The 23258-nt window shown below is 71.6% G+C and carries 19 protein-coding genes and 1 pseudogene; 13 read left to right on the top strand and 7 right to left on the bottom strand.

The genetic code is table 11. The features are described from left to right. The first annotated feature begins 19 nt into the window (after window positions 1-19). Both H343_RS0124930 and H343_RS0124925 read left to right on the top strand, forming a co-directional pair. Window positions 20-1753, top strand: a complete 1734-nt coding sequence (locus H343_RS0124930; RefSeq protein WP_028433339.1) for a PucR family transcriptional regulator — start codon at window positions 20-22, stop codon at window positions 1751-1753. A 215-nt stretch (window positions 1754-1968) separates the two neighbouring features. Then, a complete protein-coding gene (locus H343_RS0124925) occupies window positions 1969-3423 on the top strand; it encodes an aldehyde dehydrogenase family protein (RefSeq protein WP_028433338.1) in 1455 nt (484 codons plus the stop codon). Between the two features lie 78 nt (window positions 3424-3501). On the opposite strand, the pseudogene H343_RS32770 reads toward H343_RS0124925, so the two are convergent. Next, a pseudogene (locus H343_RS32770) lies at window positions 3502-3872 on the bottom strand (nuclear transport factor 2 family protein). 363 nt (window positions 3873-4235) lie between these two features. Here H343_RS32770 and H343_RS0124915 point away from each other — a divergent pair. From H343_RS0124915 to H343_RS0124885, 7 genes are all read left to right on the top strand, one after another. Further along, a complete protein-coding gene (locus H343_RS0124915) occupies window positions 4236-6149 on the top strand; it encodes an acyl-CoA dehydrogenase family protein (RefSeq protein ID WP_106958942.1) in 1914 nt (637 codons plus the stop codon). Between the two features lie 175 nt (window positions 6150-6324). After that, window positions 6325-7575 (top strand): 1-deoxy-D-xylulose-5-phosphate reductoisomerase, encoded by a 1251-nt coding sequence (dxr, locus tag H343_RS0124910; protein ID WP_028433336.1) that lies wholly within the window; start codon window positions 6325-6327, stop codon window positions 7573-7575. Next, window positions 7572-8876 carry a site-2 protease family protein gene (locus tag H343_RS0124905; protein ID WP_028433335.1) on the top strand — a complete coding sequence of 435 codons (1305 nt, stop codon included), beginning with the start codon at window positions 7572-7574 and terminating at the stop codon, window positions 8874-8876. Before dxr ends, H343_RS0124905 begins: the two co-directional genes overlap by 4 nt. A gap of 187 nt (window positions 8877-9063) precedes the next feature. Beyond that, complete coding sequence (ispG, locus tag H343_RS0124900) at window positions 9064-10227, top strand: flavodoxin-dependent (E)-4-hydroxy-3-methylbut-2-enyl-diphosphate synthase (RefSeq protein ID WP_037905088.1); 1164 nt, start codon at window positions 9064-9066, stop codon at window positions 10225-10227. 159 nt (window positions 10228-10386) lie between these two features. Further along, on the top strand, window positions 10387-11232 hold the full coding sequence (locus H343_RS0124895; protein ID WP_028433333.1) for a GNAT family N-acetyltransferase: 846 nt from the start codon (window positions 10387-10389) through the stop codon (window positions 11230-11232). Between the two features lie 277 nt (window positions 11233-11509). Then, window positions 11510-12082: a GNAT family N-acetyltransferase gene (locus tag H343_RS0124890; RefSeq protein WP_051265994.1), complete on the top strand. Its 573-nt coding sequence runs from the start codon at window positions 11510-11512 to the stop codon at window positions 12080-12082. 108 nt (window positions 12083-12190) lie between these two features. After that, complete coding sequence (locus H343_RS0124885) at window positions 12191-13900, top strand: proline--tRNA ligase (RefSeq protein ID WP_028433331.1); 1710 nt, start codon at window positions 12191-12193, stop codon at window positions 13898-13900. A gap of 15 nt (window positions 13901-13915) precedes the next feature. On the opposite strand, the gene H343_RS32765 is transcribed toward H343_RS0124885, so the two are convergent. The 3 genes from H343_RS32765 to H343_RS0124870 all read right to left on the bottom strand — a co-directional run bounded on the left by H343_RS32765 (window position 13916) and on the right by H343_RS0124870 (window position 17204). Then, the gene (locus H343_RS32765) at window positions 13916-14896 is read right to left on the bottom strand and encodes an HpcH/HpaI aldolase/citrate lyase family protein (RefSeq protein ID WP_051265990.1); all 981 of its coding nucleotides are present in this window, start codon (window positions 14894-14896) and stop codon (window positions 13916-13918) included. Then, the gene (locus tag H343_RS0124875) at window positions 14886-16106 is read right to left on the bottom strand and encodes a CoA transferase (RefSeq protein ID WP_028433330.1); all 1221 of its coding nucleotides are present in this window, start codon (window positions 16104-16106) and stop codon (window positions 14886-14888) included. The genes H343_RS32765 and H343_RS0124875 overlap by 11 nt, the downstream gene beginning before the upstream one ends. A gap of 174 nt (window positions 16107-16280) precedes the next feature. Next, window positions 16281-17204, bottom strand: a complete 924-nt coding sequence (locus tag H343_RS0124870; protein ID WP_028433329.1) for a LysR family transcriptional regulator — start codon at window positions 17202-17204, stop codon at window positions 16281-16283. A 171-nt stretch (window positions 17205-17375) separates the two neighbouring features. Here H343_RS0124870 and H343_RS0124865 point away from each other — a divergent pair, with 171 nt between their 5' ends. After that, the gene (locus H343_RS0124865) at window positions 17376-18722 is read left to right on the top strand and encodes a citrate:proton symporter (protein ID WP_028433328.1); all 1347 of its coding nucleotides are present in this window, start codon (window positions 17376-17378) and stop codon (window positions 18720-18722) included. Window positions 18723-18804: 82 nt separating this feature from the next. On the opposite strand, the gene H343_RS0124860 is transcribed toward H343_RS0124865, so the two are convergent. The 3 genes from H343_RS0124860 to H343_RS0124850 all read right to left on the bottom strand — a co-directional run bounded on the left by H343_RS0124860 (window position 18805) and on the right by H343_RS0124850 (window position 20964). Further along, window positions 18805-19773: an aminoglycoside phosphotransferase family protein gene (locus tag H343_RS0124860; RefSeq protein ID WP_028433327.1), complete on the bottom strand. Its 969-nt coding sequence runs from the start codon at window positions 19771-19773 to the stop codon at window positions 18805-18807. A 76-nt stretch (window positions 19774-19849) separates the two neighbouring features. Then, window positions 19850-20329, bottom strand: a complete 480-nt coding sequence (locus tag H343_RS0124855) for a ferritin-like domain-containing protein (RefSeq protein WP_028433326.1) — start codon at window positions 20327-20329, stop codon at window positions 19850-19852. Next, window positions 20326-20964 (bottom strand): hypothetical protein, encoded by a 639-nt coding sequence (locus H343_RS0124850; RefSeq protein ID WP_051265987.1) that lies wholly within the window; start codon window positions 20962-20964, stop codon window positions 20326-20328. The genes H343_RS0124855 and H343_RS0124850 overlap by 4 nt, the downstream gene beginning before the upstream one ends. Window positions 20965-21237: 273 nt before the next feature. Between H343_RS0124850 and rimP the strand changes: the two genes are divergently transcribed. From rimP to H343_RS0124835, 3 genes are all read left to right on the top strand, one after another. Then, the gene (rimP, locus tag H343_RS0124845; protein WP_028433324.1) at window positions 21238-21786 is read left to right on the top strand and encodes a ribosome maturation factor RimP; all 549 of its coding nucleotides are present in this window, start codon (window positions 21238-21240) and stop codon (window positions 21784-21786) included. Between the two features lie 2 nt (window positions 21787-21788). Beyond that, the gene (gene nusA / locus H343_RS0124840) at window positions 21789-22826 is read left to right on the top strand and encodes a transcription termination factor NusA (protein WP_028433323.1); all 1038 of its coding nucleotides are present in this window, start codon (window positions 21789-21791) and stop codon (window positions 22824-22826) included. 61 nt (window positions 22827-22887) lie between these two features. After that, window positions 22888-23175: a YlxR family protein gene (locus H343_RS0124835; protein ID WP_078506091.1), complete on the top strand. Its 288-nt coding sequence runs from the start codon at window positions 22888-22890 to the stop codon at window positions 23173-23175. The last annotated feature ends 83 nt before the right edge of the window (window positions 23176-23258 follow it).

The raw sequence follows: 23258 nt of genomic DNA, 5'->3' as shown, positions 1-23258 counted from the left end.
CTGTACGGTGAGCTTTGTTATGGCACCGACTCTTGCCTCGCTCGTGCAGCACTCCGCACTCCGGCTCTCCGTACTGGCGGGGCAGGCCCGGCTCGACACCTCCGTGCGCTGGGCACACGCCAGCGAACTGGCCGACCCGACCCCGTACCTGGACGGCGGCGAACTGCTGCTCCTGACAGCCCTGAAGCTGGACGCCGAGGACCCCGGCACCATGCGCGACTACGTGCGGCTGCTCGCCGGAAAGGGCGTCGTCGGACTGGGCTTCGCGGCGGGCGTGAACTACGAGAAGGTGCCCGACGCCGTCGTCGAGGCGTGCCGTGAGGCGGACCTGCCGCTGCTCGAAGTGCCGCGCCGCACACCCTTCATCGCCATCAGCAAGGCGGTCTCCGCCGCCATCGCGAAGGAGCAGTACCGCGCGGTCACGGCCGGCTTCGACGCCCAGCGGGAGATGACGCGCGCCGCGCTCTCCCAGGAGGGCCCCTCGGCCCTGCTGGCCAAACTCGCCTCGGAGGTCTCCGGTTGGGCCGCGCTCTACGACGCCTCGGGGACACTGGTCGCCACAGCGCCGTCGTGGGCGGGCCGCCGTGCCGCGCGCTTCGTGGGTGACGCCGAGCGGCTGCGTGACCGACCCCCGCCCGCGAGCGCGGTGGTCAGCGGCCCGGACACCGGCGACGACCGCGTCGAGCTGCAGTCGGTCGGAAGCGGACGGCGGGCCAAGGCCGTCCTCGCTGTCGGTACGGCGGCCCCGCTCGGCACCGCCGAGCGCTACGCCGTGCACTCCGCCATCGCGCTGCTGACACTGACCATGGAGCGTTCGCGGGCGTTGCAGGAGGCCGAACAGCGGCTGGGCGCCGCGGTGATGAGGATGCTGCTCTCGGGCGAGTCCGACCACGCGCGCGCCGTGGCCGGACGGCTCTACGGCGGGCTGCTGGACGCGCCGATGCGGGTGCTGGTCGCGGAGCGGGCCTCCGGCGTCAACTCCCGCGCCCGCGGCGGCGGGAGCGCCGCCGCCGACACGGGCGGCAACGCCCTGGCGGGCGGTCAGCCCGTCATGGCGGTCGCCGAGGGCACGCCGGTGCCCCGTCCCGTACCGGACGGCGTCATCGAGGAACTTCCCGGCCCTCTCGACCAGCTCGCCGACCTCGTCGAGGCCGCCGCCGCCCGCAACGGGGAGTCCGTGCTCGTCGTACCGGACGCCACCCGGCTCGTCGTACTCGCCGCCGACGGCGGTGCGGCAGTCTCGGCGTGCGCGCAGTACGCCGCTTCGTGCGCGAAGGCACTGGAGGCGGCGCGCACCGGCGCCCCCTCGCACACGAACGGCACACCGGCGGAGGACGTCCTCGTCATCGGTGTCTCCGCTCCCGCCGGTCTGTCCGCGGCCGCCGTCGCCTTCAAGCAGGCCGACCAGGCGCTGTCGGTGGCCCGGCGGCGCGGCAGCCCGATGGTGGAGCACGAGGACGTGGCCGCCGGTTCGGTTCTGCCGCTGCTCGCCGACGACGCGGTACGGGCCTTCGCGGACGGCCTGCTGCGCTCTCTGCGCGAGCACGACGCGAACGGCAGGGGCGACCTCGTCGCCTCCCTGCGCGCCTGGCTCTCCCGGCACGGACAGTGGGACGCGGCGGCGGCGGACCTGGGGGTCCACCGGCACACCCTGCGTTACCGTATGCGCCGCGTCGAGGAGATCCTGGGCCGCTCCCTCGACGATCCGGACGTACGCATGGAGCTGTGGCTCGCGCTCAAGGCGACGAGCTGACCGTCCGGGGCCCCGCCCCTCCCGGCGTCTCTCCCGCCTCCGGGCGTGCCAATCCGGCGCGCCCGGCCGGAGGAGTCTGCCTCGCCGGACAAGAAACACCCGCTTCCTTACGCCCTACGGTTGAAGGGGGAGAACCGATGGGTGCCTGGCGGCACTGATCACCATCACTCCCCGTCCACTGACATCCCCACCATTCCGGAAGGGTGGTCCCCGCAGTGACGACAGCGACTTCCCCGCACGCGTTCTGGCTCGCCGGCCGCGAAGCCACAGGCGACGACACGCTCGATGTCACCTCGCCCTGGGACGGCCGGCTCGTAGGCACGGTCAGCCTGCCCGGTGCGGCCCAGGTCGAGGAGGCCGTGGCTGCCGCTGCCGCAGTCGCCGGGGAGTTCTCGGCGACTCCCGCGCACGTACGGGCGGCTGCCCTGGACCACGTCGTGGCACGTCTGAAGGAACGCTCCGAGGAGATCGCCACGCTGATCTCGGCGGAGAACGGCAAGCCCATGAAGTGGGCGCGCGGCGAGGTCGGCCGCTGCGTCTCCGTCTTCCGCTGGGCGGCCGACGAGGCCCGCCGGTTCAACGGCGGTGAGGCACAGCGGCTGGACTCGGACGCGGGCGGCGCGGGACGGCTCGCCTACACCAGGCGCTTCCCCTACGGCCCGGTGCTCGGCATCGCACCGTTCAACTTCCCGCTCAACCTCTGCGCCCACAAGGTCGCCCCCGCGCTGGCAGTCGGGACGCCGATCATCCTCAAGCCCGCTCCCGCCACACCGCTGTCCGGGCTGCTGATCGGCGAGCTGCTCGCGGAGACCGATCTGCCGGAGGGTTCGTGGTCCGTGCTGCCCGTGCCCAACGACCGGATGCCCGAGCTGGTCCAGGACGAGCGGCTGCCGATCATCTCCTTCACCGGCTCGGCGCCCGTCGGCTGGTCCATCCTCGACTCGGCGCCGCGCAAGCGCGTCACGCTCGAACTCGGCGGCAACGGCGCGGCGATCGTCCTGGGGGACTACCACTCCGAGGAGGACCTGGACTGGGCGGCACAGCGCATCGCCACCTTCTCCAACTACCAGGCCGGGCAGTCCTGCATCTCCGTGCAGCGCGTGATCGCGGACGCCTCGGTCTACGACCGGCTGGTGCCGAAGGTCGTCACTGCCGTCGAGGCGCTGCGCACCGGCGACCCCTCCGACCCGGCCACCGACGTCGGCCCGCTGGTGAGCGAGGACGCCGCCAAGCGCGTCGAGTCCTGGGTCGAGGAGGCCGTCGCCCGTGGTGCGAAGCTGCTGACGGGCGGCAAGCGGGAGGGCGCGACCTTCGCGCCGACCGTGCTGGAGGACGTCGCGGCGGACACGCAGCTGGGCTGTGAGGAGGCGTTCGGCCCCGTCATGTCGTTCACGAAGGTGGACGGCGAGGACGAGGCCTTCGCGGCGGCCAACGACTCCAAGTACGGCCTCCAGGCCGGTCTGTTCACGCACGACATCCAGTCGGCGTTCCGTGCGCACCGCGCCCTGGAGCTGGGCGGCGTGGTCGTGGGCGACGTGCCCTCCTACCGCGCGGACCAGATGCCCTACGGCGGGGTCAAGCAGTCGGGCGTGGGCCGCGAAGGTGTCCGGTTCGCGATGGAGGACTACACGTACGAGCGTGTGATGGTCCTGACCGGGCTGGAGCTGTAGGGGCCGCGGCCCTTCCCGTGTGAAGGAGCGGGTGCCGGTGACGCGCGAGTCGCGTGACCGGCACCCGCTTCTCCGCGTTCAGATCGCTGCCAGGTCTCCGGCGAAGACGACCATCTGATCGATCCGCCCTCCCGCAGGTGGACCATGTCCGTGCCCGTCAGCAGGACGCGGCCCTCCTCGTTGCGGTAGCTCCAGCTGTAGCGCGCCCATTCGCCCGGGGCGTCCACCACGGTCGTGCGCGTCACCGCTCCCGGGCCTTCGGGGTGCGCGCGGAGTTCCGTGATGAATTCCTCCACCGCCTCCACACCGACGCTGCGTCCCAGCGGCCCCCAGAAGACGACGTCCCGGGTGAGGGCACGCGCCAGCAGTTCGGTCACATAGGCCGGTTGTGAGGCGTTGAAGGCGGCGAGGAAGATGTCGACAGCGTCTTCGCTGGGTTCGGCCTGCATGGCTCTGTCCTATCAGAAGCAGGCCGTCCGTACAGGGGGCCCTGACGCCGCACCGGCCCTGGCTCCGCCCCGCGCGCGGACGGCGTGGGGCCCTGCTTCCCCGCGCCACCGGAGCCGGCGCGGGCGCGCGCCGTACGCGGTGTCCGGATGCCGGCACCGGGCCGGTGCCACGGGGCGCGACGTGGCCGTTCCCGCGCCGGGCGGGCCCCTCCGCGCCGGGATGCCGGGGCACCTGGTTCCCCGTACGGGCCGGGTGTGCGCGGAGCCTGGTACGCATCGGATGAATCGGGTACATACGAGCGAGTAGCACCGGCCGGTAGTGCACGGCGTTCCCTGTCCCTACCACGCGGCGAGATGAGTGAGATGACTGTCTCCGAGCGCGAAGCCCGAGAAGTAGCCGAGGCCGCACGCGAACAGGACTGGCGCAAGCCCAGCTTCGCCAAGGAAATGTTCCTGGGCCGTTTCCGGCTGGACCTGATCCATCCCCACCCGGAACCCTCCGCCGACGACGTACGGCGCGGCGAGGAGTTCCTGACGAAGTTGCGCGGCTTCTGCGAGTCGACGGTCGACGGCGCCCGCATCGAGCGCGAGGACCGCATTCCGGACGAGGTCGTCGCGGGCCTGAAGGACCTCGGTGCGCTCGGCATGAAGGTCGGCCCCGAGTACGGCGGCCTCGGCCTCACGCAGGTCTACTACAACAAGGCTCTGGCCATGGTCAGCAGCGTCAGCCCCGCCGTGGGCGCACTGCTCTCCGCGCACCAGTCGATCGGGGTGCCGCAGCCGCTGAAGATGTTCGGCACGCAGGAGCAGAAGGAGACCTTCCTGCCGCGCTGCGCCCGTACGGACATCTCCGCCTTCCTCCTCACCGAGCCCGACGTCGGCTCGGACCCCGCACGGCTGGCGACCACCGCCGTGCCGGACGGCGAGGACTACCTGCTGGACGGTGTGAAGCTGTGGACGACCAACGGGGTCGTGGCCGACCTCCTGGTCGTCATGGCCCGCGTGCCGAAGTCCGAGGGCCACCGGGGCGGGATCACCGCCTTCGTCGTCGAGGGCGGCGCGGAGGGCATCACCGTCGAGAACCGCAACTCCTTCATGGGGCTGCGCGGCCTGGAGAACGGCGTCACCCGACTCCACCAGGTCCGCGTGCCCGCCGCGAACCGCATCGGCAGGGAGGGCGAGGGGCTGAAGATCGCGCTCACGACCCTCAACACCGGACGGCTCTCCCTTCCCGCGACGTGCGTGGGCGCGGGCAAGTGGTGTCTGAAGGTCGCCCGTGAGTGGGGAGAGGCGCGCGTGCAGTGGGGCCGGCCGGTCGCCAGGCACGAGGCGGTCGGCAGCAAGATGTCCTTCATCGCGGCGACGACGTTCGCGCTGGAGGCCGTGGTCGACCTGGCGAGCCAGATGGCGGACGAGGAGCGCAACGACATCCGCATCGAGGCGGCGCTGGCGAAGCTGTTCGGCAGTGAGATGGCGTGGCAGATGGCCGACGAGCTCGTCCAGATCCGCGGCGGGCGCGGATTCGAGACGGCGCAGTCCCTCGCCGCGCGCGGCGAGCGGGGCGTACCGGCCGAGCAGCTCCTGCGCGACCTGCGGATCAACCGCATCTTCGAGGGCTCGACGGAGATCATGCATCTCCTCATCGCGCGCGAGGCGGTCGACGCGCACCTGTCCGTCGCCGGGGACCTGATCGACCCGGACAAGACCCTGTCCGACAAGGGCCGCGCGGCCGTGGACGCGGGCGGCTTCTACGCGCGCTGGCTGCCGAAGCTCCTCGCGGGGCCGGGCCAGCTGCCCAGTGCCTACGCCGACTTCGAGGAGCTGGCGGTGCACCTGCGGTACGTGGAGCGCACCTCCCGGAAGCTGGCCAGGTCGACGTTCTACGCCATGTCGCGGTGGCAGGGCCGCATGGAGACCAAACAGGGCTTCCTGGGGCGGATCGTGGACATCGGCGCGGAGCTGTTCGCGATGAGCGCCGCCTGCGTGAGGGCGGAGAAGCTGCGGCGCGACGCGCTGAGCAGCGGCGGCGACGCCAAGGCGGCGCACCAGCTCGCGGACGTCTTCTGCCGCCAGTCGCGGGTGCGCGTGGAGGAGCTGTTCGGGCGGCTGTGGCACAACACGGACGACCTGGACCGCAAGGTCGTGCGCGGCATCCTCGGCGGCTCGTACGAGTGGCTGGAGGAAGGCGTCATCGACCCCTCGACCGACGGCCCGTGGATCGCGGAGGCCGTGCCGGGACCTTCGAAGAAGGAGAACGTGCACCGGCGCATCAGCTGACGTCCCCCGGAGAGAGGGGCGCGAACAGGCGGGGAGGGGGCGGGCGCCCGGCGCGGCGCAACAGGCGCCGGGCGCCCGCGCCGTGCGGGCCTGCGCCTGCGTCCCCGGGCCGTGCGCCCGAGGGGGTGCCCGAGGGGGTGAAGGCGCCGGGCAGGGGAGCCGTCAGAATGGGTGCATGACGGAATCCCTCGCTGACCCGCACCTGCGGTTCCCCGGTCCGGCGACCCCGGCGGAAGGACCGCGCGACATCGTGATCCTCGGGTCGACCGGCTCCATCGGAACGCAGGCTGTCGATGTCGTACTGAGCAATCCGGACCGCTTCCGGGTGACCGGGCTGTCCGCCGCGGGTGGCCGCCTGGAGTTGCTGGCCGGGCAGGCGCACCGGCTGCAGGTGCGCACTGTCGCCGTCGCCCGCGAGGACAAGGTGGGGCAGCTGCGCCAGGCTCTGCGCGCGGAGTACGGGACGGGTGAGCCGATTCCGGAGGTGCTGGCCGGACCGGACGCGGCCACGGAGCTGGCGGCCGCCGAGTGCCACACCGTCCTGAACGGCATCACCGGCTCCATCGGACTGGCTCCCACGCTGGCCGCTCTGGAGGCGGGGCGGATGCTGGCGCTGGCCAACAAGGAGTCGCTGATCGTCGGCGGCCCGCTGGTGAGACGACTCGCACGCCCCGGCCAGATCGTGCCCGTGGACTCCGAGCACTCGGCCCTCTTCCAGGCCCTGATGAGCGGGACGCACGCCGAGGTGCGCAAGCTTCTCGTCACCGCCTCGGGCGGCCCCTTCCGCGGACGTACCAAGGAGGCCCTGGCCGGGGTCACTCCCGAGGAGGCGCTGGCCCACCCCACCTGGGACATGGGCCCGGTGATCACCGTCAACTCGGCGACCCTGGTCAACAAGGGTCTGGAGGTCATCGAGGCGCATCTGCTCTACGACGTGCCGTTCGAGCGGATCGAGGTCGTCGTGCACCCTCAGTCGGCGGTGCACTCGATGGTGGAGTTCACCGACGGCTCGACGCTCGCACAGTGCGGACCGCCGGACATGCGTCTGCCGATCGCGCTGGGGATGGGCTGGCCGCGGCGGGTGCCGGACGCGGGCCCGGTCTTCGACTGGTCGCGGGCGATGTCCTGGGACTTCTTCCCGCTGGACGCCGAGGCGTTCCCCGCCGTGCCGCTCGCCTTCCGGGTGGGACGCTCGGGGGGCACCGCGCCGGCGGTCTACAACGCCGCCAACGAGGAGTGCGTCGAGGCGTTCTTGGGCGGACGGCTGCCGTTCTCCGGCATCGTGGATACGGTTGCCGCTGTGGTCGAGGAGCACGGCACGCCCGCGGAGACATCCCTCACGCTCGCCGACGTCCTCGACGCTGACACCTGGGCGCGAACGCGTGCCCGTGAACTGGCGACGGCAGCAGCGGAGGCCCGCGCATGACGACTCTCATGACGATTCTCGGCATAGTCGTCTTCGTGGTCGGCCTGCTCTTCTCCATCGCCTGGCACGAGCTGGGGCACCTCTCCACCGCGAAGATGTTCGGCATCCGGGTGCCGCAGTACATGGTGGGCTTCGGCCCGACGCTCTTCTCCCGGCGCCGTGGCGACACCGAGTACGGGCTGAAGGCGGTGCCCCTCGGCGGCTACATCCGCATGATCGGAATGTTCCCGCCGGGCGACGACGGGTCGCTGCGACAGCGCTCGACGTCGCCTTTCCGAGGCATGATCGAGGACGCGAGGGCCGCGGCCTTCGAGGAGCTGCAGCCGGGCGACGAGAAGCGGCTCTTCTACACCCGGGCGCCCTGGAAGCGCGTCATCGTGATGTTCGCCGGGCCGTTCATGAACCTGATCCTGGCAGTCGTGATCTTCCTTGTCGTACTGATGTCGTTCGGCATCAACACCCAGACGACCACGGTCTCCTCCGTCTCCGAGTGCGTCATCCCGGCCTCGGCGAAGTCCGACAAGTGCCCCTCGGGGGCCCCGGACTCACCGGCCAAGGCGGCGGGCCTGCAGCCGGGCGACGAGATCGTGGCCTTCGACGGCCGGCGCGTCGCCGAATGGGGGACCCTCCAGCAGCAGATCCGGGACACCACGGGGCCTGCCACCATCACCGTCGAGCGGGACGGCGCCCGTGAGACCCTGCGGGCCGACCTGATCTCCAACAAGGTCGCCAAGTCCGACGGGCGCGGCAGCTACGTCGAGGGCGAGTACGTCACCGCGGGCTTCCTCGGCTTCACCCCGGCCAGCGGGGTCGTCCAGCAGTCCTTCCCGCAGTCCGTCGACCGCATGAGCGGCATGATGGCCTCCGGTGTGGAGGCGCTGATCGCCCTCCCGTCCAAGGTGCCGGACCTGTGGAACGCGGCCTTCGACGGAGGCGAGCGCAAGCAGGACTCCCCGATGGGGGTCGTCGGCGCCGCCCGCGTGGGAGGCGAGGTCTTCTCGCTGGACATCCCGCCGACGCAGCGGGTGGCGACCATGCTCTTCCTGGTCGCCGGCTTCAACCTCTCGCTGTTCCTCTTCAACATGCTGCCGCTGCTGCCGCTGGACGGCGGGCACATCGCGGGCGCGCTGTGGGAGTCGGTCAGGAGGGCCTTCGCCAAGGTCTTCCGGCGGCCCGACCCGGGGCCTTTCGACGTGGCCAGGCTGATGCCCGTCGCGTACGTCGTCGCCGGGATCTTCATCTGCTTCACGCTGCTCGTGCTGGTGGCGGACGTCGTCAATCCGGTCAGACTCGCCGGATAGCTCCGCCTGGCGGACAGCCGAAGGGGAACGCGTTGCGGCACCCGGGCAGGATATGTGCCCGGGTGTCCCGCTTGGGGTGGTTACCGGTCAGTGATGTGCTCGTAAGGGTGACGGTGCCGTAATCTCAGGTGCTGGAGCCCGTCGATCTCCGGGACTTCTCGATCCACACCTTGGGGTTGCACGCCTGATGACAGCGACAGCGATTTCGCTCGGAATGCCGGACGTACCGACCAAGCTCGTCGACCGCCGCAGAAGCCGGAAGATCCAGGTCGGACCGGTGGCCGTGGGGGGTGACGCACCGGTGTCCGTGCAGTCGATGACCACGACCCGTACGGCCGACATCGGTGCCACGCTCCAGCAGATCGCGGAGCTGACCGCGTCCGGCTGCCAGATCGTGCGTGTGGCCTGCCCCACGCAGGACGACGCGGACGCGCTGTCGACGATCGCGCGCAAGTCCCAGATCCCCGTGATCGCGGACATCCACTTCCAGCCGAAGTACGTCTTCGCCGCCATCGACGCGGGCTGCGCGGCGGTGCGTGTGAACCCGGGCAACATCAAGCAGTTCGACGACCGGGTGGGGGAGATCGCCGAGGCGGCCTCCGCGGCGGGGATCCCGATCCGTATTGGGGTCAACGCGGGCTCGCTGGACAAGCGGCTGCTGGAGAAGTACGGGCGGGTGACTCCCGAGGCGCTGGTGGAGTCGGCGCTGTGGGAGTGCTCCCTGTTCGAGGAGCACGGCTTCCGCGACATCAAGATCTCGGTCAAGCACAACGACCCGGTCGTGATGATCGCCGCATACCGGCAGCTGGCCGCGCAGTGCGACTACCCGCTGCACCTGGGCGTCACCGAGGCCGGACCCGCCTTCCAGGGCACCATCAAGTCCTCCGTGGCCTTCGGTGCGCTGCTGGCCGAGGGGATCGGCGACACCATCCGCGTCTCGCTGTCCGCGCCGCCCGCCGAGGAGGTCAAGGTCGGTATCTCGATCCTGGAGTCGCTCGGGCTGCGGCAGCGCCGGCTGGAGATCGTCTCCTGCCCCTCCTGCGGCCGCGCACAGGTGGACGTCTACAAGCTCGCCGACGAGGTCACCGCCGGGCTGGAGGGCATGGAGGTACCGCTGCGCGTCGCCGTCATGGGCTGCGTCGTCAACGGCCCCGGCGAGGCCCGTGAGGCCGACCTCGGAGTCGCCTCCGGCAACGGCAAGGGCCAGATCTTCGTCAAGGGCGAGGTCATCAAGACCGTCCCCGAGTCGAAGATCGTCGAGACCCTCATCGACGAGGCGATGAAGATCGCCGAGCGGATGGAGCAGGACGGCGTCGCCTCCGGTGAGCCGCAGGTCGCCGTCTCCGGCTGAGGGACGGCCGTGGTGTACGCACGGTGAGCGCGCCCACGGAACGGTCACCGAGGGCGAGGGGCCGCGCGTTGCGGGGTAGTCTCGTGGGGGGAGCGTCCGGAGCGTCCCCTCTCCCCATCCCCCTGTCCTCGGGGCCGTCACGATGAGGCAGCCGCCACCTTGTTGACCACCACCTCCACCAGGGTTGTCGACCCCGGTGAACTCGACGACGTGCTGGCTCTCCTGCACCGCGAGCCGGTCAACAACGCGTTCATCGCCTCCCGCGTACAGGCCGCGGGCCTCGACGCCGTGCGGCTCGGCGGGGAGATGTGGGGCTGGTACCAGCAGGGGCGGCTGAGCGCCCTGTGCTACGCCGGGGCCAACCTCGTGCCCCTGTGCGCCGGCCCGGAGGCCGTACGCGCCTTCGCGGAGAGGGCACGGCGTCAGGGGCGGCGCTGCTCGTCCATCGTCGGTCCCGCCGGGCCCACCTCCGCGCTCTGGTCCCGTCTGGAGCCGCACTGGGGCCCGGCCCGTGACGTACGGGCCCGGCAGCCGCTCCTCGTGGCGGACGAGGTGCCGCACGGGGTCAGGCCCGACCCGCTGGTGCGGCGCGTCCGCAAGGACGAGATGGACCTGGTCCTGCCCGCGTGCGTGGCGATGTTCACCGAGGAGGTCGGTGTCTCGCCGCTCGCCGGCGACGGCGGGCTGGTCTACCAGTCACGGGTCGCCGAACTCGTCGGTTCCGGGCGCTCGTTCGCACGCGTCGAGAACGGCGAGATCGTCTTCAAGGCGGAGATCGGGGCGGCCACCCCCCGCGCATGCCAGATCCAGGGCGTCTGGGTCGCACCCGGCAGGCGCGGGCAGGGCCTGTCCGTGACCGGCATGGCGGCCGTGCTGCGCTACGCGCTGAACGAGGTCGCCCCCGTCGCCAGCCTGTACGTCAACGACTTCAATCACGCGGCACGCGCCGCGTACCGCCGTGTGGGCTTCCGTGAGGTCGGAGCCTTCATGAGCGTGCTGTTCTGAGCGGTGCCCCCGGGTCTGCGCGCCGCTCACGCACGGCCTGAAGGCGGAGACCGCTTCGCGCCCGTCCCCTGCGCCCTCCCCTGCGGGGTCCGGGCCGTCGCGACGCCCCCTGCCTTCGGCGTGGGTGCCCACCGGCCGGAGCCGCAGGCCGCTCCGGCGGCAGGGCTTCCGGCCGCCCTTGGGGTCACACGCACCGGCAGCCGTTCCTCGGCGGGCGGACTCCGCGCTCGCGGGCGGACGACGCTTCTTGTCGGACACCCCCTAGTAGCCTCCGGGCATGCCGCATTCTGACGGGGGACCACAACCCCGGGCCCCCCGAGGCGTTGCCGTCGGGCCGCTCGAGCTGGAAGCGCACGTGGACGACGCGCTCGCCGTGCAGGCCGTCGCCTTCGGGCTGGACGACGACGAGATCGCGGTCCGCCGCCACATCGTGCTGCGGCACCTGAAGACCCCGGGCGCCCGGGCGCTCGGGGCCCGGACGGAGGAGGGCCGGCTCGTCGGATTCGTCTACGGGATGCCCAACGACCGTACCCACTGGTGGTCCACGGTGGTGGCGGGCTATCTGCGCCAGGCCGGGTTCGAGGGCTGGCTGGACGACGCCTTCGTCATCACCGAGCTGCACGTGCATCCCCTGTACCAGCACCGCGGCATCGGCCGCAGCCTGATCACCACGCTGGCCGACTCCGCCGCCGAACCGCGCTCCCTGCTGTCGGCCATCGACACCGACAGCCCGGCACGCGCCCTCTACCGTGCGCTGGGCTACCGCGACCTGGCACGGAACGTGCACTTCCCGAGCGCGTCCAGCCCGTACGCGGTGATGGGGGCGTGGCTTCCGCTCAGCAGGCGGTGACGGACGCGGGGCGGCTCCCCGGCGGGAGGCCGTAATCGCATTTCCGTGCTGTGCGCGGCGCCGGATAGTCTCCTCCTCAGTCACTTCACCCACCGCACGGAGAACTCCATGGCAGCCCGAGTCCAGCGTTTGTCCCGGTCGATGCTGAAGACGTTGCGGGACGACCCGGCCGACGCCGAGACCGTCAGCCACAAGCTGCTGGTGCGCGCGGGCTACGTACGCAGGGCGGCAGCGGGCATCTGGACGTGGCTGCCGCTCGGTCTGCAGGTGCTGGAGAACGTGACGCGGGTCGTGCGTGAGGAGATGGACGCCTCCGGCGCCCAGGAGGTGCTGCTGCCCGCGCTGCTGCCGAAGGAGCCGTACGAGATCTCCGGCCGCTACGAGCAGTACGGCGACCTGCTCTTCCGCCTCAAGGACCGCAAGGGCGCCGACTACCTGCTCGGCCCCACGCACGAGGAGATCTTCACCCAGGTCGTCAAGGACCAGTGCACGTCCTACAAGGACCTGCCGGTGACGCTCTACCAGATTCAGACCAAGTACCGGGACGAGGCACGTCCCCGCTCCGGCATCCTGCGGGGCCGCGAGTTCACGATGAAGGACGCCTATTCCTTCGACCTGACCGACGAGGGCCTCGGCGAGTCCTACCGGCAGCAGCGCGAGACGTACCGGCGCATCTTCGAACGGCTGGGCCTTGACTACCGCATCGTCTCGGCCGTATCCGGCGCCATGGGCGGCTCGGCCTCCGAGGAGTTCCTCGCTCCGGCCGCCGCGGGTGAGGACACCTTCGCGCAGTGCCGGTCCTGCGGGTTCGCGGCGAACACCGAGGCGCTGACCGTCGCGGTCGTGCGCGCCCCGTCCTCCGGCCACCCGGAGGTCGAGGAGCTGGACACCCCCGACACCCCGACCATCGAGACTCTCGCCGACCACCTGGGCGTCGCCGCCTCGGCCACGCTCAAGAACCTCCTGGTGAAGATCGACGGCGAGATCGCGGCGGTGGGCGTCCCCGGCGACCGCGAGGTCGACCTCGGCAAGCTCGCCGAACATCTGGCGCCCGCCCAGGTCGAACTCGTCACCGCCGAGGACTTCGTCGGCCGCCCCGACCTCGTGCGCGGCTACGTCGGCCCGCAGAACGGCATGGCCGGCAAGGCATTCCGCTACATCGCCGACCCCCGCGTCGCCCCCGGCACGGAGTGGATCACCGGCGCCAACAAGCAGGACAAGCACGCACGGCACGTCGTGTGCGGCCGCGACTTCGACGTGGACGACTATCTCGACGTGGTCGTCGTCGAGGCGGGTGACCCCTGCCCCTCCTGCGGTTCGGGCATCGAGCTCGACAGGGCGATCGAAATCGGCCACATCTTCCAGCTCGGCCGCAAGTACGCGGACGCCTTCGAACTCGACGTGCTCGGTCAGGACGGCAAGCCGGCGCGCGTGACGATGGGCTCGTACGGCATCGGCGTCACCCGGGCCGTCGCGGCCCTGGCCGAGCAGACCGCCGACGAGCAGGGACTGTGCTGGCCCCGGGAGATCGCCCCGGCCGACGTCCACGTCGTCGCGGCGGGCAAGGCCCTGCAGACCGAGCTCGCACTCGACGTCGCCGGCCGGCTCGGCGCGGCGAACGCCCGCGTGCTGGTGGACGACCGTACGGGCGTCTCGCCGGGAGTGAAGTTCACCGACGCGGAACTGATCGGCGTTCCCACCATCCTGATCGTGGGCCGCGGCGCCAAGGACGGACTGGTCGAGCTGAAGGACCGCCGCACCGGCGAGCGCGAGGTGCTGACCGTCGAGGACGCGGTGGCGAGGCTGTCCGGCAGCTGAGCGCCCCCGATCGGGTCACCCGGTCCGCCGTCTGTGCAGGTCCAGCACCTGCTGTGCCGTCGCGGCCATGGCCTCGTCCACCATCCGCCCCTCGAACGCCACCGCGCCCGCCCCCCTCGCCTGTGCCTCCCGCACGGCCTCGACCAGGCGGGCGCAGCGGGCGAGTTCGTCGGGCCCGGGGGAGAAGACCTCGTTGATGACGGGGACGTGCGACGGGTGGATCGCCGCCATGCCCGCGTAGCCGAGCGAGCGGCTCTGTTCGGCGAAGCGGCGCAGCCCGGTCAGGTCGCCGATCTGCGTCCACAGACCGGTGACGGGGTGTGCGGCGCCCGAGGCCCTGGAGTCCAGCAGTACGCGGGAGCGCAGCGCGAGTGTCTCGGTGCCTTCCGGACTCCACCGGTAGCCGACGGCGCGCTCGACGTCTCCTCCGGGGGCGGTGAGGGCGCCCATGTAGGCGACGCGGGAAGAGGCCCGTCCGATGTCGTAGGCCTCGCGCAGGGCCTCGGCGGTCTCCAGGAGGGGCACGAGCGCGATGGTGCCGGCCGGGAGACCCTGTTCGTGCTCGCACCAGCTCAGCAGCCGGGCGGCGAAGCGTACGTCCTCGGCGCCGCGCACCTTGGGCAGAACGACGCCCGTGAGTCCGGGAGTGGCGACCGCCCGGAGTTCCCCGGCGGCGGACCAGCCGTCCAGCGGGTTGACGCGTACGAACAGCGCCATGTCCTGCGCTGCGGTCCCTCCCCGCCCGCCGGTACCGGCCGCGTGCCGTGCGGCGCGCTGCGTGAGGAGGTCGCTCACGCCGGCACGGGCGGCTGCCTTGCCGCCTTCCGCGACCGCGTCCTCCAGGTCGAGGATCGCCGCGTCGGCCCCGCACGCCTCCGCCTTCGCCAGCCACTCCGTCCTGTTGCCGGGCACGAAGAGCAGCGAGCGCAGCACAGGACGGCCCGGGGCCTCGCCGGGGCCGTCGGCGCCCCTCGCCCCGCCGTTGTCAGACGACACCCTGCTGCTCCAGCTCCGCCAGTTCGCTGTCGCCGAGGCCGAGCCAGTCCCGGTAGACGAGACGATTGTCCTGGCCCAGGGAGGGGCCGGTCCGCCACACCTTGCCGGGGTTCTGCCGGAAGTGGGGGATGACGGCCTGCATCCGTACGGGCCCCAGGTCGGGGTCCTCCACCGTGACGATGTCCTCCCGCTCCGCGTAGACGGGATCGCCGGCGATGTCGGCGGCGTCGAACACCAGGGAGGCCACCACCTCGCCGCGTGCGAACTCCTCCAGGCACTCGGCGGTGGAGTGCTGTGCCACCCAGGCGCGCAGCCCCTCGTCCAGCCTTTCCCGGCCCGCCAGTTGCTGTTCCACCGTGGCGAAGTCCTCCTCGGGCAGTCCCAGCAGACGGGCGACGTTGCGCACCGAGCGGGGTGTCGCCGAGGTCACCGTGATCCACTCGTCGTCGGCGGAGCGGTAGGTGTTGATCACGGCGGCGGGGGCGACCGCGAGCTGGTTGCCCGCCCGTTCCGGCACCGTCCCCAGTTGGTCGTGCACGATGACCTGCCACTCGACGAGCCGGAAGAGCGGCTCGAAGAGGGCGAGGTCGATCCACTCCCCGTCGAAGTCCGGGTCGCGCTCCCTGCGGTGCAGGGCCGCGAGGACCGCGTAGGCGCCCATCAGGCCGTTGACCGCGTCGCCGTGGGAGAAGCCGGTGTGGACGGGTGGGCCGTCGGGGAAGCCCGTCAGGTGGACGACTCCGCTGCGGGCCTCTCCCATCTTTCCGAAGCCGGGCCGGTCTGCCTGGGAGGAGGTGGCGCCGTAGCCGGATATCTGCAGCAGCACCGCCCGGGGGTTCACACGGTGCACCGACTCCCAGTCCAGGCCCCATTCGCGCAGCCTGCCGGGCCGGAAGGTGACGATCACGACGTCCGCCCACGCGACGAGGCGGCGGGCGAGTTCGCGTCCTGAGTCCCGGCGCAGGTCGAGGGTCACGGAACGCTTGTTGCGCCCGGCCACCTTGAACCACAGGGGCACCCCGTCCCGCTGCGGACCCATCGACCGGGCCGCGTCCCCCGAGCCGGGCGGCTCGACGTGGACGACTTGCGCACCCTGGTCGGCGAGCATCGACCCGGCCAGCGGGCCGGCCACGACGTGGGCGAACTCGACCACCTTGAGATCGCGGAGTTGCCCGCTGCCCGGGTCGGTGTGTCGGTGGTCGTTCGGCACAGCGCTGCTCCCTTGCTCGGCTGGGGGCCCGTGTGCGCACGGCGACGGCCGTACGCTGCAGGGGTCTTCAGCGTCCCCGAGCGAAGAAATGCCTGTCCAGCAAGAAAGTGCCATCAATCGATGCGCTTTTTGCATGGTGCTGTGGGCCCGCCGGCTCGGAGCACGTCCGCTCCGTCAGGCCCACTGGACGCCGTCCGGCAGGGCGTCCCCGTTCTCCCGCAGTCCGTCCAGGGTCTCCAGGAAGCGGTGTGCCGCGAGCGGAACGGTGCGCCGTGCGCGTGTCACCACATCCAGCCGCCGGTGGACGACGGGGCGGACGAGTGGGCGCGAGACGAGCGGGCCCGCTCCCAGCAGGGGAAGCACGAGCGCGGGCACGGCGGAGACCCCGAGTCCGGCGGCGACCAGGCCCCCGACCGTCGCCACGTTCGCGGTCTCGGCTGCGGGAAGCACCGTGGCGTCGATCTGTGCGAACGTCGCGTCGGCGAGCCGCCGTACGCTCGAGTCGCGCCCGACGGCCAGATAGGGATGCACGGCCAGGTCCTCCCATGCGACCTCCCCGCCGTCGGCGAGTTCGTGCTCCGGCGGCAGCACGGCCACGAACCGGTCGCGCACGAGAGGACGGTGCTCAAGCTGCGCGGACGGTTCACCGAAGGTGGTGATGGCGAAGTCCGCGTCCCCCGCCAGAACCCGGTCCAGCACGGAGCGTTCCAGTCCGTCCATGATCCGCACGGTCACGTGGGGACGCTGCCTGCGGAAGCCGGAGATCACTCTCGGCAGCAGTACCGCGGCGACCGAGGGCAGTGTGGCCACGGCCACCGCCCCCGACTCCCCGAGGAGGAAGCGCTCCAGCTCCTTCATGCCCGCCCGGTGCGCGTTGACGATCTGGTCGGCGACCCGCAGGGTCTCCGCCCCGGCGGCCGTCAGCTGGACGTTCCGGGTGTCCCGTTCGAGCAGCTGGGTGCCGAGCAGGCGTTCCAGGTCGGCGACCGCGCGGCTGAGCGACGACTGTGAGACGTGCAGTCGGGCCGCCGCGGCGGTGAAGCTCGCCGCCCGTGCGACGGCGGCGAAGGCGGACAGCTGACGCAGTGTGGCATCCATGGCCGGTGAGCTTAGGCGCCCTTGGAACGAAACTCATGCGCAGGCTGCATGAATAGATCTCGGTTCGATGCTGGACAGTGATTCGACGCTGCTCCGAGACTCTCGGGCAACGCGACGGCGCCACCGGCGTACGCCGCCGGCCGGGACCGGGACACAGGAGAGCGAGAGACCATGCTGGCAGCCCTGGGCTTCACGACGATCGGCCTCTTCCTGCTGCTCACCATGACCAAACGGGTCTCGGTCCTCGTCGCCCTGGTGCTCCTGCCGGTGCTCGCAGGGCTGGTGGGCGGCTTCGGCGACCGGCTCGGGGAGATGATCCTCTCCGGTCTCTCGACCGTCGCGCCGACGGGCATCATGATCGCCTTCGCAGTCCTCTACTTCAGCCTGATGGTGGACGCGGGGCTCTTCGACCCCCTCATACGCGGCATCCTGCGCCTGGCCCGGCGGGATCCGCTGCGGATATGCATGGGCACGGCGGTACTGACGATGTGCGTGGCCCTCGACGGCGACGGTGCCTCCACCTTCCTGATCACCGTGTCCGCCCTGCTGCCGGTATACCGCCGGCTGGGCATGCGCCCCCTGGTGCTGAGCGGCATCATCTGCCTCGGCGCGGGCGTGATGAACATGATCCCCTGGGGCGGGCCGACCGTCCGTGCCGCGGCGGCACTCGAGCTGGACATCTCCGAGGTCTTCGTTCCCGTGCTCCCCGCCATGGCCTGCGGCATCGCCTGGGTCCTGCTGGCCACGTACCTGATAGGGCGCCGTGAGCGGAACCGCCTCGGCCGTATCGGCGCGGTGACCGCCGCCGACGGGGACGGCCAGAGCGAGGGCGAGGGCGTCGGCGGCCGGGGTGAGGCGGGTGACAGCTCCGCGCCGCAGACCGCCACCGGCCGTCCCCGCACCTGGCTGGCCGTCTTCAACGCGACGCTCACACTCATCCTGCTCGTCTGCCTGGTGCTTCAGGTGATGCCGCTTCCGGTGCTGTTCGTCCTCGGCTTCGCCGTGGCGCTGCTCGTCAACCACCCACGGTGGGAGGATCAGCAGGCGCTGCTCGACAAGCACGGCAAGAACGTCGTACTGGTCACCACGATGATCTTCGCATCCGGCGTACTCACGGGCGTGCTGACCGAGACGAAGATGATCGAAGAGATGGCGCGGGCTCTCGTCTCCGTCATCCCGGCGTCCGTCGGCGGTCATCTCCCCGGAGCCGTGGCCGTGACGGGCATGCCCCTCAGCCTCGCGCTCACCCCGGACGCCTACTATTTCGGTGTGCTGCCGGTGCTTTCCGAGACGGCACAGGGATTCGGCACCCCGGAGGCGGAAGTCGCCCGGGCGGCCATCCTGGGGCAGATGACAACGGGCTTCCCGCTCAGCCCCCTCACCGCCTCCACGTTCATCCTCGTCGGCATGACGGGTGTTCAGCTCGGTGAACACCAGCGCTTCATCTTCGGCTGGGCCTTCGGCACCACTCTGGTGATGACGGCAGCGGCCTTCCTGACCGGCGCCATCTCACTGTGAACCGGCGCCCCTCGGGACCGCAGACCGCAGGACCGTGGGCCACGCGCGTCCCCGGGCCCGTGCGTACGCGCGCGCCCGGGCGTCAGAGCCAGCCCGCGAACTCCAGCAGCAGTTCGCCGTCCTCCCGGTTCCCGCTCCGCAGATGGCGTACGCCGGATTCGACCGCACGGTAGAGCGACCAGCCCCGCAGCCGTTCCCGGTCCACCTCCAGCGAGTCGGCGAGCTTGTGCAGCCGCCGGCGGGTCGCCGAGGCGGCACCGGGGGAGGCGACCAGGTCGTGCAGCCGGTCGCGTACGAGCCGCGCCAGGTCGTACGTGCGCTCGCCGAGCAGGGGGTCCGGGCCCGTCGCGAGCCACGGCGCCCGCTCGGAGTCGGACGAGAGGACCGCCCCCTGTCTGAAGTCCCCGTGCAGCAGCACCTCTTCGGCCGTGTCGGCCAGCAGCCCCTCGCGCACATCCAGTGCCTCGTCCCGCAGCGGCCACGCCTCCTCGGGGGTGGAGGAGCGCAGGAAGGCGCTGCTCGCGGCCGTGTGCGCGGCGACCGTGCCGAGCGCCGGGGCGCCGCGGTCCTCGTCCGCGTCCTGGGGCTGAACCCACAGCCGCCGCGCGGCGGAGGCGGCTTCGAGCATCGCCTTCGCCTCGGGCAGCGACCGCAGCGACACCTCACCGTGCAGCCGCTCCAGCAGCAGCGCTCCGCTCCCGACGTCCGAGCGGTACAGCCGTACCGAGCCCCAGCCGTTCCAGCGGAGCAGCGCCGCGCGTTCCCTCTCGGTGCGTTCCGGCGCGCTGAAGAGGTACGGGGCGAGCAGTTTCAGCGCCGCGGGCGTGCCGTCGGCCTGCCGCACCAGCACCACCAGACTGCTCCTGCCGCCCGGCGAGACCACGCGCTCCGGACTCAGCTCCCACCGCTCCAGCGTCCGCTCCAGCAGTCCGGGAAGCTCCCGTAGCCAGCCCTCGCCCGCCAGTCCCAGCTGCTCGCCGACGTGGCCCTGCTGCGAACCGAGGGAGCGCACGAGCCGCTGCGGAGGGTCGAGAGGCAGTGCAGAAGGCATGCGGAGACGTGGACCTTTCTCGCCGGCGGTGGTCGGACAGCTCTCGGGTACCGGCGGCTCTCCGTACGGCGTGCGGTCAGAGCGAGCCGGACGTCCCACTGCGTGCGGGCGACCCGGAGGGTGCCGGGCTCTCGGACGCGGTGCGTTCGGTGAGACCAGGGAAGGCTACGCTGCTGCCCGTCCACCGCACCGACCGGACCGCCGCCTCGCGTACCGCCGCCGCCGCGTCCCGCCTGCGGTCGCCCTCACTGTGCCGCACGAGATCCGCGTACACCCCGGCCAGCCGGTCCTCGAGTTCCGCGGCGAGCCGTACCGCCGCGGAGCTGTCGGGCACCGCGAAGGGGAGCGAGTATGCGGCGGCCGCCGGTTCCGGATCGGCGCCGAGGTCGCGCACCTCACGCTGCAGGGCGTCCCGGCGGGCGCGGTGTGCGTCGTGTGCCTGCCGGGCCTCGTCCTTGCGGTCCCTGTCGATGCGGCCGCCGACGACGCCGTAGCCGTAGACGGTGGCGTGTTCGGCGGCGAGCGCGGCCTGCACGGCGTCGACCAGCTTCTTCATGCGTCGTCGTCCTCCCCGTCGCCCATGTGGGAATCCAGCAGGTAGGCGTGGGCGGCGCCCGCCGCGGCGACCGACGCGAGCAGCCGCGCCAGTCCCGGAGGGGCGGTGACGAGTGCGGCCGTACGCTCGCGCGAGGTGCGGCGCTCGGCCTCGCTGAGGGCGGAGAGTGCCTCCTCCTCGTCGCCCGGCACGGCGCCGCCGGGCTCCTTCGCGCCTTTCCCGCTGTCGTCCTCGCTGTGGTGCTTGCTGCCGTCCTTGCCGTCTTTGCCGGCCTCGCCGTTGCTGTTCCGCTCGCCCCCGTTGCTGCCGTCCCTGCCCGCGCTCTTCCCGTCCAGGGCCTCTGCGTGGCGTGCCGTCGCGGCGCGCAGCGGACGGAGCCGGTCCGCGAGACCGGCGTGCGCCGCGGCCGTCGCCTCGTACCGCTCCAGCAGTGTCCGGCTCTGCCGGGTCGCCGTCCGGCGCAGCCGGTCCTCCGTTCGGGCGGCCTGCGCCTCGTCCTCGGTGTCCGGTGTGCTCGAACATCCGGTGGTGGTGCCGAGGACGGACAGTGTTCCGAGGGGGCCCAGCGTGCTCAGCGTCCCGGCCAGCACCGACCGCCTGGGCGGCCCGCCTTCCGGTGACGGTGTGAGCGGCATGGGGGCAACTCCCTCGGGAAGGCCGGCATCGCGCGGCAGAATTCTGGGGCGAACATCTGTGGCGGTGATCACCGCCACGTGAGCGTACCCGCGAGCGTTCGAACGCGCCGCCGGGCCACCCTCACTGCCCCATGCGTACCCGTACGTCCGTGACATCCCGCGGGGATCGCCCATCTGGTCGGCGCTGCGCGCGTCAGACGTTAGGCTTGGACCGGCAGACACCCCCGTCACCAGGCCCCCTACAACAGCACACGCGGCCGAGGAGTCACCCGGATGAGCACCACCCAGAGCGAGAGGCTGCGCGAACTGCTGGAGCCGCTCGCCGGCGAGAAGGGGCTGGATCTCGAAGAGATCGAGGTGACCCCCGCCGGCAAGCGCCGCGTGCTGCGCGTCGTGGTCGATTCCGACGACGGGGTCCAGCTCGACACCTGCGCCGAGCTGAGCCGCACGCTCTCCGAAGTCCTCGACGAGACAGACGTCATGGGCGGCTCGCCCTACGTGCTGGAAGTGACCTCACCGGGCGCCGACCGTCCCCTCACCGAGCAGCGGCACTACCGCCGCGCCGTCGGACGGCTGGTCAGGGCACACCTCGCGGAGCGGGCCGGAGGCGGCGAGCTGACGGCCCGTCTGACCGGTGTCGACGACGAAGGCGTCGATCTTGAGGTGCCGGGCGTGAAGGGACGCAGGCCCACCCCGCGCCGGCTCGCCTTCGCGGACATCGCGAAGGCCCGCGTCGAGATCGAGTTCAACCGCAAGGCCGCCGAGAGAACAGATCAGCACGGGTCCGCGGCCGCTGACGAGGAAGGCAAGGAGGAGGCGTAGCCGTGGACATCGACATGAGCGCCCTGCGGGGGCTGGTGAGGGAGAAGGAGATCTCCCTCGATCTGCTGGTGGAGGCGATCGAGTCCGCCCTCCTCATCGCCTACCACCGCACCGACGGCAGCCACCGCGACGCGCGTGTGGAGCTGGACCGCAAGACCGGGCACGTGACGGTCTGGGCGAAGGAGGGCCCGTCGGAGGTGGCCGAGGGCTCCGAGCCGCGCGAGTTCGACGACACCCCCACGGGTTTCGGCCGCATCGCCGCCACCACCGCCAAGCAGGTCATCCTGCAGCGGCTGCGGGACGCCGAAGAGGAGGTCACCTTCGGCGAGTACGCGGGACGCGAGGGAGACGTCGTCGCGGGTGTCGTCCAGCAGGGCAAGGACCCCAAGAGCGTGCTGGTGGACATCGGCAAGCTGGAGGCGATCCTGCCGCCGCAGGAGCAGGTGCCCGGTGAGGACTACTCGCACGGCACGCGTCTGCGTACGTACGTCGTGCGCGTCGCCAAGGGCGTGCGGGGGCCGTCGGTGACGCTCTCCCGCACCCACCCGAATCTGGTCAGGAAGCTCTTCGAGCTGGAGGTGCCGGAGATCGCGGACGGCTCCGTGGAGATCGCCGCCATCGCGCGGGAGGCTGGCCACCGTACGAAGATCGCCGTACGCTCCACGCGCTCCGGCCTGAACGCGAAGGGCGCCTGCATCGGCCCGATGGGCGGCCGGGTGCGCAACGTCATGGCGGAGCTGCACGGTGAGAAGATCGACATCGTGGACTGGTCCGAGGACCCTGCCGAGCTGGTCGCCCACGCACTGTCGCCGGCCCGTGTGAATCAGGTCGAGATCGTCGATCTCGCGGCGCGGTCCGCACGCGTGACCGTGCCCGACTACCAGCTGTCCCTGGCCATCGGGAAAGAGGGCCAGAACGCCCGTCTCGCGGCCCGGCTGACCGGCTGGCGCATCGACATCCGCCCGGACACCGCCGAAGCGGGTGAGGCCGTCTCGGCCGAGCCGGAACCGGCTCCCGGGCAGGCTGCCGAACAGGGCTGAAACCAGAGGGGTGCCCGCTCACCCCCCGGGGGGAATGGCGGTGCGGGGAGGTAGACTTACAGTGTCTGGCCGGACGCGTGTCCGAGCATGCCCTCAGCGCACTTGCGTGGGCTGCCGGGAACGCTCGGACAAACCCGCTCTGCTGCGTGTGGTGCTGAGCCGGGGGCGGTGCGTCCCCGATCTTCGCGGTACGCTGCCCGGCCGGGGCGCGTATCTGCATCCCACGTCGGTATGCCTCGACCAGGCTGTCCGCCGACGGGCGTTCAACCGGGCCTTCCGTGGCCCGGGGCCGTTCGATCTGGCGGAATTGCGGCAGCAGGTGGAGCAGATCAAGCAGGCGAAACCGTAAGACAGTCCGTTCGGAACCCTCCGTGCGGAGAGGTACCTCGCGAGTCGGAAGTAGGTCGAGATTGCGATGAGCACTCGATGAGT

The organism is Streptomyces sp. TAA204, from assembly GCF_000424965.1.
This window is presented reverse-complemented; position numbering and strand designations above follow the sequence as displayed.